Origin of the sequence: Kocuria marina (genome assembly GCA_014652975.1) — a bacterium.
GTDB classification, from domain to species: domain Bacteria; phylum Actinomycetota; class Actinomycetes; order Actinomycetales; family Micrococcaceae; genus Kocuria; species Kocuria marina.
Genome location: BMZV01000001.1, coordinates 438,807 through 450,145, shown reverse-complemented (window position 1 = coordinate 450,145; position 11,339 = coordinate 438,807). Strand labels below are relative to the sequence as shown.

The 11,339-nt window shown below is 68.8% G+C and carries 12 protein-coding genes; 5 read left to right on the top strand and 7 right to left on the bottom strand.

Annotation, left to right across the window (positions count from 1 at the left end; translation table 11 throughout):
* Window positions 1–5: 5 nt before the first annotated feature.
* Together IE157_RS02155 and IE157_RS02150 are read right to left on the bottom strand one after the other, a co-directional pair.
* Window positions 6–923 carry a metallophosphoesterase gene (locus tag IE157_RS02155; RefSeq protein ID WP_193518989.1) on the bottom strand — a complete coding sequence of 306 codons (918 nt, stop codon included), beginning with the start codon at window positions 921–923 and terminating at the stop codon, window positions 6–8.
* On the bottom strand, window positions 923–3,064 hold the full coding sequence (locus IE157_RS02150; RefSeq protein WP_131332362.1) for a transglycosylase domain-containing protein: 2,142 nt from the start codon (window positions 3,062–3,064) through the stop codon (window positions 923–925). The genes IE157_RS02155 and IE157_RS02150 overlap by 1 nt, the downstream gene beginning before the upstream one ends.
* 125 nt (window positions 3,065–3,189) lie before the next feature.
* On the opposite strand from IE157_RS02150, the gene IE157_RS02145 reads away from it, so the two are divergent.
* From IE157_RS02145 to IE157_RS02135, 3 genes are read left to right on the top strand one after another with little or no spacing between them, the layout of a single operon-like run.
* Window positions 3,190–3,384: a DUF4177 domain-containing protein gene (locus tag IE157_RS02145; protein WP_035965209.1), complete on the top strand. Its 195-nt coding sequence runs from the start codon at window positions 3,190–3,192 to the stop codon at window positions 3,382–3,384.
* Window positions 3,385–3,404: 20 nt separating this feature from the next.
* Window positions 3,405–3,884, top strand: a complete 480-nt coding sequence (locus IE157_RS02140) for a RidA family protein (protein ID WP_131332363.1) — start codon at window positions 3,405–3,407, stop codon at window positions 3,882–3,884.
* 2 nt (window positions 3,885–3,886) lie between these two features.
* Window positions 3,887–4,801: an NUDIX hydrolase gene (locus IE157_RS02135; protein ID WP_064846627.1), complete on the top strand. Its 915-nt coding sequence runs from the start codon at window positions 3,887–3,889 to the stop codon at window positions 4,799–4,801.
* A 113-nt stretch (window positions 4,802–4,914) separates the two neighbouring features.
* On the opposite strand, the gene IE157_RS02130 is transcribed toward IE157_RS02135, so the two are convergent.
* Window positions 4,915–5,592 (bottom strand): Crp/Fnr family transcriptional regulator, encoded by a 678-nt coding sequence (locus IE157_RS02130; protein ID WP_085106205.1) that lies wholly within the window; start codon window positions 5,590–5,592, stop codon window positions 4,915–4,917.
* A gap of 251 nt (window positions 5,593–5,843) precedes the next feature.
* On the opposite strand from IE157_RS02130, the gene IE157_RS02125 reads away from it, so the two are divergent.
* Complete coding sequence (locus tag IE157_RS02125; RefSeq protein ID WP_064846629.1) at window positions 5,844–7,028, top strand: MarP family serine protease; 1,185 nt, start codon at window positions 5,844–5,846, stop codon at window positions 7,026–7,028.
* 168 nt (window positions 7,029–7,196) lie between these two features.
* Here the strand turns inward: IE157_RS02125 and IE157_RS02120 are convergent, their stop codons facing one another.
* From IE157_RS02120 to acs, 4 genes are all read right to left on the bottom strand, one after another.
* On the bottom strand, window positions 7,197–7,499 hold the full coding sequence (locus IE157_RS02120) for a glycine betaine ABC transporter substrate-binding protein (RefSeq protein ID WP_193518988.1): 303 nt from the start codon (window positions 7,497–7,499) through the stop codon (window positions 7,197–7,199).
* Complete coding sequence (locus IE157_RS02115; RefSeq protein ID WP_193518987.1) at window positions 7,406–7,684, bottom strand: hypothetical protein; 279 nt, start codon at window positions 7,682–7,684, stop codon at window positions 7,406–7,408. Before IE157_RS02115 ends, IE157_RS02120 begins: the two co-directional genes overlap by 94 nt.
* A 9-nt stretch (window positions 7,685–7,693) precedes the next feature.
* Complete coding sequence (gene aroQ, locus IE157_RS02110; protein WP_098053803.1) at window positions 7,694–8,149, bottom strand: type II 3-dehydroquinate dehydratase; 456 nt, start codon at window positions 8,147–8,149, stop codon at window positions 7,694–7,696.
* 184 nt (window positions 8,150–8,333) lie between these two features.
* A complete protein-coding gene (gene acs / locus IE157_RS02105) occupies window positions 8,334–10,286 on the bottom strand; it encodes an acetate--CoA ligase (protein ID WP_193518986.1) in 1,953 nt (650 codons plus the stop codon).
* A 180-nt stretch (window positions 10,287–10,466) separates the two neighbouring features.
* Between acs and nth the strand changes: the two genes are divergently transcribed.
* Window positions 10,467–11,330: an endonuclease III gene (gene nth, locus IE157_RS02100; protein WP_064846708.1), complete on the top strand. Its 864-nt coding sequence runs from the start codon at window positions 10,467–10,469 to the stop codon at window positions 11,328–11,330.
* The last annotated feature ends 9 nt before the right edge of the window (window positions 11,331–11,339 follow it).

Here is an 11,339-nt window from a genome sequence, read left to right as displayed (position 1 = left end):
GAACCTTAGTCCGTGAGCGTGACCAGAACGGCCTGTGGTGGGCAGAAAAGCCGCACCGGGGCGAAGCGGGACTCGCCCAGGCCCTGGGAGATGTTCACCGGGACGCCCCTGTGGGAGATCAATCCCTTGCACATCGCGGGATCCAGGTCGCAATTGCTCACCAGCGCGCGGCCCCCGGGGAGGCAGACCTGACCGCCGTGGGTGTGACCCGCGAAGACGATGTCCGCACCGTGGGCGGCGAAACGGTCCAGCGTGCGCACGTACGGCGCGTGCGCCACGCCGATGCGCACGTGGGCCGGCCCGTCCTGCTCACGCGGGAAGCCCGGGTGCCGGTCGAAGCGCAGGTGGGGGTCGTCCACGCCGGAGAAGTAGATGACGGTGTCCGCAATGTTGAGCCGCTCGGCGCGGTTGATGAGCCCGGTCCAGCCGCGTTCGTCGAACGCGCGGTGCATGTCCTCGGTGGGCAACCGCGGGGCCTCGTCCGATTTCTCGCCGCTCGTGGTGCGCCACAGGTAGCGCGCGGGATTCTTGGGCTGCGGCGCGAAGTAGCAGTTGGACCCCGGGACGTACACACCGGGGAACGCGAACAGCGGCTCCAGGATCTCGAGCAGGTACGGCAGGGCGCGCAGGTGCGAGAGGTTGTCACCCGTGTCGATCACGAGGTCCGGGCGCAGTGCGGCGAGCGAGTGCACGAAGCGCTTCTTGGCCTCCTGCCCGGGCACGGTGTGCAGGTCGGAGATGTGCAGGATCCGCACGGGCCGGGAGCCCTCCGGGAGCACACGCACCGTCTCCTGGCGCAGTTGGAATCGACGCCGCTCCCCGAGTGAGGCCCACGCGAGCGTCCCGGCGCCAGCGGCGAACAAGCCCGCTCCGGCCGCGGCGAGGGAGCGGGCGACCGGGGCGGATGCGGTGGAGTCCGCCACTACTTGCGCGCCGACATCACGCTGGGCGTCGGCGAGGAGAACCGGGAGGTGTCGTAGTCGGGGGCCACGGTGCGCATGTAGTTCTGCCACTGGCCACCCGCGTACGTGGCACCGTCCACCCACTCGGTACCCGAACCGCCGGTCCGCCCGCCGATGCTCAGGCCGTTGAGGGAGCGGGAACCGAACTCGTAGTTACCCACCCACGAGGCGGTCGCGAGGCCCTTGGTGTAGCCGAGCATCCAGGTCTGGGTCGAGTTGTCGGTGGTGCCGGTCTTGGCGGCGGAGGCATCCGGCAGCCCGATCGAGCGCTGGTACCCGGAACCGCGCACGAGCACCTGCTTGAGCACCTCGTTCACGCCCTGGGCCACCTCCTTCTTGATCACCTGCTGGCAGCTGTCACCGGGGACGTCGTAGTTCTTCCCGGTGAAGTCCACGACCTTGGTGACAGCGCGGGGCTCGCACATCACGCCGTCGTTCGCAAAGCCGGAGAAGGCACGCGCCATTGTCATGGGGGAGATGTCCACCGAACCACCCAACAGGGAGGACAGGACGGTGGTGTCCACGGGATCACCGGTCTTACCGTCGTGGATGCCCATGGCCTTGGTTAACTCACCGATCTCGCACAGGTCCAGGTCCGCGGCCATGGCGTACAGCGCCGAGTTGATGGAGTTGTAGATGCCGTAGTCCACGTCCATGACCCGGGCGTATCCCTCGGTCGCGTTCTGGAAGCTGAACCCGTTGCCGTCATCACCCGGTTCGATCTTGTACCCGTTGGGCAGGCACGAGGCCTTCCAACGGAAGTCCGCGGGATAGTGCAGACGACGCGCGTCCACGCTCGCCTTGATGCCCTTGCCCGCGTTGATCCACTGGGCCAGGGTGAACGGCTTGAACGTGGAGCCCACCTGGAACCCACCGGCACCGCCCATGGAGCTGTCCACGTTGAAGTTGTACGTGGTGTTGGAGGTGCCCTCCGCGGCGGAGTAGTTGGTGTTCTGCGCCATGGACACGATGTGACCGTTGCGCGGCTCCAGGGAAACCAACGCCGTGGAGACGTTGTCCGGGTTGTCGTCCTTGGGCTGGGTCGCGTTCACCTGGGTGTCCGCGGCCCGCTGGGCCTTGGGGTCCAGGGTGGTGGTGATCGTCAGACCACCGCGCTGCAGCGTGGCCAGGCGCTCCTCCGGCGTGGCACCGAACGAGTTGGACTGCATGACCTGGTTCTCCACGTAGTCACAGAAGTAGGGAGCGGTCCGCGCGGCCGAGCACCCGGAACTCGTGGGGTGGATGTCCAGGTTCAGGGGCTCGCGGGCCGCCTGGTCCGCTTGCTGCTGCGTGATCGCGCCGGTCTGCACCATGGTGTCCAGCACCACGTTGCGCCGCTGCACCGAGGCCTCCGGGTTGACCTGCGGATCGTAGTAGTTGGGGGACTGCACCATGCCCGCGAGCGTGGCGGCCTGCGCGATGCTCAGCTGGGAGGCCGGGATGCCCCAGTAGTACTCGGAGGCCGCCTGCACACCGTAGTTCTGACCGCCGAAGAGCACGATGTTGAGGTAGCCCTCCAGGATCTCGTCCTTGGACTTCTCCTGCTCCATGGACAGCGCGAGCTTGATTTCCTTGATCTTATCCACGATGCCCTTGTCCGCGCCGATGGTGCTGGCCTGCTCGCCGGCCCGGACCTGCTGATCGATGATCAGGTTGTTCACGTACTGCTGCGTGATGGTGGAGGCACCCTGGCGGTTGCTGGGGCGCAACACGTTATTGCCCATGGCACGCACGATGCCCCAGGGGTCCACACCGCCGTGGTCGTAGAAGTCGCGGTCCTCGATGGACAGCAGCGCCTTCTTCATGTTGGGGGAGATCTGGTTCAGGGAGACCGGTTCCCGGTTCTGCGCGAAGAACGTGGCGATCTCGGAACCGTCCTTGGCCACCACGGTGGAGGAACGGGAGAGGGGGCCCATTTCCATGTCCGCGGGAAGGGACTTGAACCAGCCGATGGACGCGTTGGCGGCCAGTCCGGCGGCCGCGGCGGGGGGAACGAGGAGCCCGGCTGCCACCACCCCGGCAACCACCGACACGGCGATGAACGCCACGATGTTGCCCAGTACCGAGGTGGGCTCGGAGCCCGAGTTGTTGCGTGATGCCATTGGGCCAGTCTATAGGCCGGGTCCTGTGCGAATCGTGTACCGGAGAGGGTGGCACACGGCCCGCGAACCTCGTGCGGGAACGCTCCCGGCGCGCTGCGGGGGGCGGGACCAGTAGGGTGGTGGCCATGACCACATGGGAATACGCCACCGTTCCGTTGATGATCCACGCCACCAAGCAGATCCTGGACAACTGGGGTGAGGACGGCTGGGAGCTCGTGACCGTCCTGCCCGGCACGCAGGCCGCGGACACCCCCGCGGGCAACGTGAACGCCCCCGTCCAGACCAACCCGATCGCCTACTTCAAGCGGCCCAAGAACTGACCCGCGGGGAAGAGGACATCATGGACAAGAGCTACGAAGACCGGCTCGCGCAGCTGGGTCTGGAACTGCCGGGCGTGGCCCGGCCGCTCGCGGCCTACGCCCCGGCCGTGGTGAGCGGGAAGCACGTCTACACCGCAGGCCAGCTGCCGCTGGTGTCCGGGTCACTACTCGAGACCGGCGTGGTGAGCGATTCCGGCGCCGAGGGGACCGTGTCCCCGGAACGGGCCGCCGAGCTCGCCGAACGCTGCGCGCTCAACGCCCTGGCCGCGGTGAAGTCCCAGATCGAGGACCTGGACCGGATCCAACGCATCGTCAAGGTCACGGGTTTCGTGGCCTCCGCGACCGACTTCTACGGTCAGCCCGCCGTGGTGGACGGCGCGTCCACCCTGCTGGGCCGGGTGTTCGGGGACGCCGGCGTGCATGCCCGCTCCGCCGTGGGTGTCAGCGTGTTGCCGCTGAACTCCCCGGTGGAGGTCGAACTGATCGTCGAGTTCCACTGACGATGAGCGGGGGCCGCGGGAACGAACGCATCTTCGCGGTGCCCCGCGCCTATTCCACGGCCGCCCGGGCCTGGATGGAACGAGGGTTGGGGTTGCACGGTTCCGCCCCCCGCCACGGCGCCGCCACCGTGTTCGTGCGGGACGGCGAGCACGGCGTGGAGACCCTCATGCTCCACCGCCCGGGCCGCCAGTCCATGGGCACGCTCTCGTTCCCCGGCGGGGTGTGCGAGACCAGCGACGACGAACCCCTGGACTGGCACGGCCCCACCCCCGCGCAGTGGGCCCACAAGGTGCTCTCGGAGGACATCGGCCGCACGCGCCGCAGCGTGGTGGCCGCCGCGCGCAAGGTGTTCGTGGAGACCGGGATCCTGCTCGCGGGAACCCCGGGTCACGGTGTCGCCGAGAGCGTGGACGGCGCGGACTGGATGACCTCGCGGGAACGGCTGGCAGCAGAGGAGTTCTCCTTCGCGGACCTGCTGGCCAAGCGCAGTCTCACGTTCCACAGCGAATGCCTCCGGCCGCTGTCCCACTGGATCACCTCGGACTTCATCCACCAGCGCGTGGACCTGCAGTTTTATTCGGCGGCCGTTCCCGTGGGCCAGCGACCCGTGCCGCTGGCCACGCAGCGCGGTATGGCGTGGCTCGATTGGGTGGACGCGCGCGCCCTGTTCGAGGACCCGTGGTCCACACCGGTGCCGGAGCTGTTCCGGCGCCAGTCGGAGGAAGCCAGCCTCACCGACGACCCCTGGCACTTCGACCTCAACGAGCTCACGACCCCCGGGGTGCAGTGCGCCCTCGAGGCGGTTGCGCACGCCGGCTCGGCGGTGGCGTTCCTCGCGGCCCGGCGGGACCTGCGGGTCAAGAGTCCCCGACTGGATCTGCGCGACGGCGAACCCGTCCTCGTCCTGGACGAGTGACCTCCCGGGTGGGTCGCGTCCCGCGCGCCCTCACGCACCCCTCACGCATCCCGTGTGAAAGGCGACGGCGCCCGTGGCGGGTGCCACGAGCGCCGTCGGCGGAAGAACCGGCGTCAGCGGGAGCGCTGCTTGAGGCGCTGCAGGTCCAGGATGACCACGGCGCGCGCCTCGAGGCGGATCCAACCGCGCTGGACGAACTCGGCCAGGGCCTTGTTCACGGTCTCGCGAGAGGCACCCACGAGCTGGGCGAGTTCCTCCTGGGTGAGCTCGTGCGCCACCAGGATGCCGTCCGTGGCGGGGCGGCCGAACCGGTCCGCGAGGTCCAGCAGGGCCTTGGCCACGCGGCCGGGGACGTCCGAGAACACTAGGTCCGCGAGGTTCTCGTTGGTGCGGCGCAGGCGCCGGGCGAGCGCCTGCAGCAGCTGCGCGGAGACCTCGGGGGAGCGCTGGATGACCTTGCGCAGGTTCTCGTGCTTGAGCCCGTCCAGACGGGTCTCGGACACGGCGGTCGCAGAGGTGGAGCGGGGGCTGGGGTCGAACAGGGCCATCTCGCCGAAGATCTCACCGGGACCCATGACGGCCACGAGGTTCTCGCGACCGTCGCTCGCGGTGCGCCCAAGCTTCATCTTGCCGGAGACGATGAAGTAGAGCTGGTCCCCCGGATCACCCTCGTAGAACAGGGTGGCACCGCGGGAGAGGTTCACCTCGGTGATCTCCTCGGTCAGAGCGGCGAACGCCTCATCGTCCAAGGAAGCGAACAGCGGAGCGCGGCGTAGGACGTCTGTATCCAAGGTAAAACTCCTCACGGATTGCGGATGAGCCCGGACAGGGGCACATGATCTGAGTACGTTCCATCGTAACGAATTTCACACCGCCCGGGTCCACCCCGCTGGTTATGCCCGGTGTGAACGCGCTGCGAGTTCCGGGTGTTCCCGCTCGTGTTCATCCACCGTTCACGATCCACGATTTACCCAGCCCCCCACCGTATGCTCGGCTGAGCACGCACCCGATCCCCGCGTGTTCCCCCTCCGTGAGGACTTCGATGACCCTGTCCCTGAACATCCTGGACGTGCTGCTGATCGTGGCGCTGGTGGCGTATCTCGTCGCAGGGCTGAGCCGAGGGTTCTTCCGCTCGTTCGCGTCCCTCGTGGGGCTAGTGCTCGGCGCCGTGGTGGCGTTCTGGGCCGGCCCCGTGGTGTCCGCGTACGTCTCGGACGAATGGCGGATCCCGGCCGTGCTGCTCACCGTCCTCGTGGCCCTGGCCCTGGGTCAGTGGCTGGGGTCGATCGCGGGTAATGCCCTCGCGCGGATCACCGAGAGGACGGGACTGGGGATCCTGGACCGCGTGGGCGGCGGGGTGCTCAACGTGGTCGTGGCCGCCCTGGTCATGGGGCTCGTGGGTTCGCTCGTGGGTCAGCTGGGCCTTCCCGCACTGTCCCAACAGGTCGCGTCCTCGCAGGTGCTGCGCGGTATCGAGCGGGTCACCCCGGAGCCCGTGCGCCAGGCCATGACACAGACCCGCAACGCGATCAGCGGCGCCCAGGGCATCCGGCAGCTGGACGAACTGCTCTTCCCGTCCCAGGCCGCCCCGGACCCCACGGACACCCCGGACACCCAGAGCGTCGCGGACGCGGGCCAGTCCGTGGTCCAGGTCTACGGCACGGCCGCCCAGTGCGCCCAGAACCAGACGGGTTCGGGATTCGTGGCGCAGCCCGGCACGGTGGTTACCAACGCCCACGTGGTCGCGGGCGTGGACCAGCCCGTGGTCCAGACGCGCGACGGTCGCGTCTACCGCGCGCAGGCCGTGCAGTACGACGCCGCGTCCGACCTCGCGGTGCTGCGCGTCCCCGATCTGCCCGAGGCACCCCTGGCCCTGCAGGGTTCGGTGACGAGCGGACAGACCGTGTCCTTCGCGGGCTACCCGCTGGGCGGTCCCTATACGCTGCGCCCGGCCACGATCCAGGGTCAGGCGGTGGCCCCCGTGCAGAACGTGACCACGGGGCAGACCCAGACCCGCAGCATCATCCAGATCGCGGGCAACGTGGAGCAGGGCAACTCGGGCGGTCCGCTGCTCAACGCGGACGGTGAGGTCGTGGGCGTGGTCTTCGCCAAGGCCGTCACGGACCAGGTGGGGTATGCGATCCCCGTGGCTCGTGTCACCGAGATCCTCGCCGCGGCGGGGGACTCCACGGAGTCCGTCCCCACGGGTCAGTGCGTGGTGTCCTGAGCGGACATCCTGTCGGTAGCAGCTGAACACCGACAAGCAGCGGCTGAGCACCGATGACCGGCGGTCGAGCACGGACGAGCGGTGGCCGGGTACCGAGTGCGCCAGCAGGGAGGCGCGGTCCGGGGCCAAGAACGCATTCAGGGGATCACGCAGCGGGCGCAGGTCGTACTACACGTCGTGGAGGTACTGCGGTTGCCACAGGGCAGTGACGAACCAGTCCTCGTCCGCCATGCGCCGGTCGACCGTGTCGATGATGGCCCGCGGGTCACCGATCTCCTGGCGCCGCCCCAGCGCAGCCAGTCCGTAGGCCTCGATGAGTTTCTCGGAGCGCATGGTCAGACCGGTCCCGGGCATGGTCCCCTGCGCGGTGAGCGTGGTCATCCGCTCGGCCACCTCGGGGCTGGCCAGTTCCTCGAGGGACGAGACCAGGTCCTCCGGGACGTGGGCTGGAATGCCCAGGAGAACATGCACCCCTCGAAGAGCACCGCGGCTTCCACGCACGTGTCCTTGACCTGCTCGCAGTACACCTCGTGGCCGCCGGGCAACCACGCATCGGCGAACAGCTCCACGTCCCCGGCGGCGGCCACCTGGTGGAAGGACTCGTCGATGCGCCTGTAGACCAGGGGCACACCGGACCGTGGATCTGCTGCGGTCATGGGTGCGTCCTATCTCTCGATGTTCTTACCCAGTTCGTTGGCGATCACCTGCACGCCCAGTTCGTACCCCAGGACACCGGCACCGGCGATCACGGCCGTGGCCTGCGGTGACACGAAGGACGTGTGCCGGAAGGCCTCCCGGCGGTGCACGTTGGAGATGTGCACCTCCACGATCGGCATCTCGCACATCTCGAGGGCGTCGTGCAGGGCCACGGAGTAGTGGGTCAGCGCCGCGGGATTGATCACGATCCCGCACGCCTCGGTGCGCGCCCGCTGGATCCAGTCCACGAGCTGCCCCTCATAGTTGGACTGCTCGAACACCACGTCCAGCCCGTACGACTGCGCGCGGACGCGCACATTGCGTTCGACGTCCGCAAGGGTCGTGTGCCCGTAGATCTCGGGCTTGCGGGTGCCCAGGGTGTTGAGATTGGGCCCATTCAGGACGTGGATCGGCAGCTCACTCATGGCTCCATTCAACAACACGGTCACGTGGAGCGACACGGCACCTCCGAACAAGGCGGCGCCGACCAACAGTGCGGCACCGACGAACAGTGCGGCGTCGTCGAACACCCTGACAACACCGGACGACGCCGCCACGATGACCTCTTCACGCGAGGCACCGCAGCGGCGTCGTGCGCCGGGGCCGGGGTTACTTCTGGCCGAGCGAGTCCACGATCTGCTGCATGACCGTCTGGTCCGCGAGCGTGGAGACGTCACCCACGGGACGGTCCTCGGCGACGTCCTTGAGCAGACGGCGCATGATCTTGCCCGAGCGGGTCTTGGGCAGCTCGGGGACGATCAAGACCTTCTTGGGCTTGGCGATCGGGGAGATCTCCCGGCCCACGTGCGCGCGGATCTCCTCGGCGAGCTCGGCGGCGTCCCGGTTCTCGGCGGTGGCCTGGTCCGAGAGGATCACGAAGGCGAAAACCGCCTGGCCCGTGGTCTCGTCCTGGGCGCCCACCACGGCAGCCTCGGCCACGGACGGGTGGGAGACCAGCGCGGACTCGATCTCGGGGGTGGACAGGCGGTGGCCGGAGACGTTCATGACGTCGTCCACGCGACCCAGGATCCAGACGTCCCCGTCCGCGTCCCGCTTGGCGCCGTCGCCGGCGAAGTACTTGTCACCGAACTGGCCCCAGTAGGTGTTGACAAAACGGTCGTCGTCCCCCCAGATGGTGCGCAGCATGGACGGCCACGGCTTGCGGACCACCAGGAAACCGTCGGTCTCGTTGGGCAGGGAGTTGCCGGCGTCGTCCACGACGTCCACCGCGATCCCCGGCAGCGGGACCTGCGCGGAACCGGGCTTGGCGTGGGTGACCCCGGGCAGCGGGGAGATCATGATCGCGCCGGTCTCGGTCTGCCACCACGTGTCCACGATGGGGCAGCGCTCGCCGCCGATCACACGGTGGAACCAGGTCCAGGCCTCGGGATTGATGGCCTCGCCCACGGTGCCCAGCAAGCGCAGCGAGCTGAGGTCCCACTCGCCGGGGATCTCCTCGCCCCACTTCATCATGGTGCGGATGGCGGTGGGGGACGTGTAGAGGATGCTCACGCCGTACTTCTGCACGATCTCCCAGAACCGGCCGCGGTGCGGGGAGTCCGGGGTGCCCTCGTAGATCACCTGGGTGGCGCCGTTCACGAGCGGCCCGTAAGTGATGTAGGTGTGGCCCGTGACCCACCCGACGTCCGCGGTGCACCAGTAGACGTCCGTCTCCGGTTTGAGGTCGAACACGTTCTTGTGGGTGAACGCCGCCTGGGTGAGGTAGCCGCCGGTGGTGTGCAGGATGCCCTTGGGCTTGCCGGTGGTGCCGGAGGTGTAGAGGATGAACAGCGGATCCTCGGCGTTCTGCTCCGAGGGCGTGTGCTCGGTGGAGGCGTTCTCGGTGACCTCGTGCCACCACACGTCACGGCCGTCCTGGAACGCAACGTCCTCGCCGTTGCGCTTGACCACCACCACGTGTTGGACGGAGCTCCCGCCCTTCTCCAGGGCGGCGTCCACGGCGGGCTTGAGCGTCGTGGGCTTGCCGCGGCGGTAGGAGCCGTCCGCGGTGACCACGAGCTTGGCCTCGCCGTCCTCGATGCGCGAGCGCAGGGCGTCCGCGGAGAAGCCGCCGAAGACCACCGAGTGGATCGCTCCGATGCGCGCGCACGCGAGCATGGTGACCACGGCCTCTGCGATCATGGGCAGGTACACGGCCACGCGGTCGCCCTTGCCCACGCCGAGCGCCTCGAACGCGTTCGCGGCCTTGGAGACCTCGTCCTTGAGCTGCGCGTACGTGTAGGACGCACTGTCTCCGGGCTCGCCCTCGAAGTACAGGGCCACGCGGTCCCCGTTGCCGGCCTCCACGTGGCGGTCCACGGCGTTGTACGCGGCGTTCAGGGTGCCGTCCTGGAACCACTTGGCGAACGGCGGGTTGGACCAGTCCAATACCTCGGTGAACGGGGTGGACCACGTCAGCAGCTCGCGGGCCTGGTCCGCCCAGAACTCCTCACCCTGCTCCTCGGCTCGCGTGTACAGCTCCGCGGTGGCGTTGGCCTGGGTGGCGAACTCCTCGCTGGGTGCGTAGGTCTTCGACTGGGATGCTGCGGATTCCGGGAACATGGTGCTCCTTACCTGGGCCGTCTCGTGCCGCTCGCGGGCACGTGGTTCAGTTCACATTCTTGTTCCCCAGCGTAGTCGAGGTTCCCGCCCGTGCTCGATCCATGGCGGCCGGTGTCGCGCGCACCGTCACGGCGGCCGCGCGGTTTGACCCCCGCCACGGCGGCCACCATGATCGAGGACATGGACTCCCCGGCCGCCGCTGCCCACGTGCGCTTCGTGCCCCCGCGCCAGGCCGAGCAGGCGGCCGCGCGGCGTCGTCGTACCGGGGGCGAAACGCGGTTGGCGACGACGCGGCGCGCGCGGCGGATCCAGCGCGAGCTCGCGCGCAGCTATCCGTACGCCGTGGCGGAATTGGATTTCGACGACGCGTGGCAGCTGCTCGTGGCCACGGTGCTCTCCGCGCAGACCACCGACGTGCGCGTCAACTCGGTGACGCCGGGGCTGTTCGCCGCATACCCCGGGCCTTGGGAGCTGGCCGAGGCGCCGGCCGAGGACGTCGAGGAACGGGTGCGCTCGCTCGGGTTCTACCGGTCCAAGGCGCGTTCCATCCAGGGGCTGGCCACGCGGATCGTGGACGAGTACGACGGCCGCGTCCCGGGTACGCTCGCCGAGCTCGTGACCCTGCCCGGCGTGGGGCGCAAGACCGCGAACGTGGTGCTCGGCAATGCGTTCGGGGTCCCCGGGATCACGGTGGACACGCATTTCGGCAGGCTCGCGCGCCGCTTCGGCTGGACCGACCAGGAGGACCCCGTCAAGGTCGAGACGGACGTGGCCGCCCTGTTCCCGCCCGCGGTGTGGACCGAGCTGTCCCACGAACTGATCTACCACGGGCGGCGGATGTGCCACGCGCGCAAACCGGCGTGTGGAGTGTGTCCGGTCGCGGATCTGTGCCCCTCCTACGGCACGGGCCCCACCGATCCACTGGCCGCCCGGAAACTGTTGGCCTACGAACTCGCCCCGGGCCGCGAGGAGCTGCTCGCGGGCTTCCTGGCCGGGCGCACGCGCCGCGAACTGCGCGCCGACGGACACACCCTCGGCGCGTGAAAGGACTTC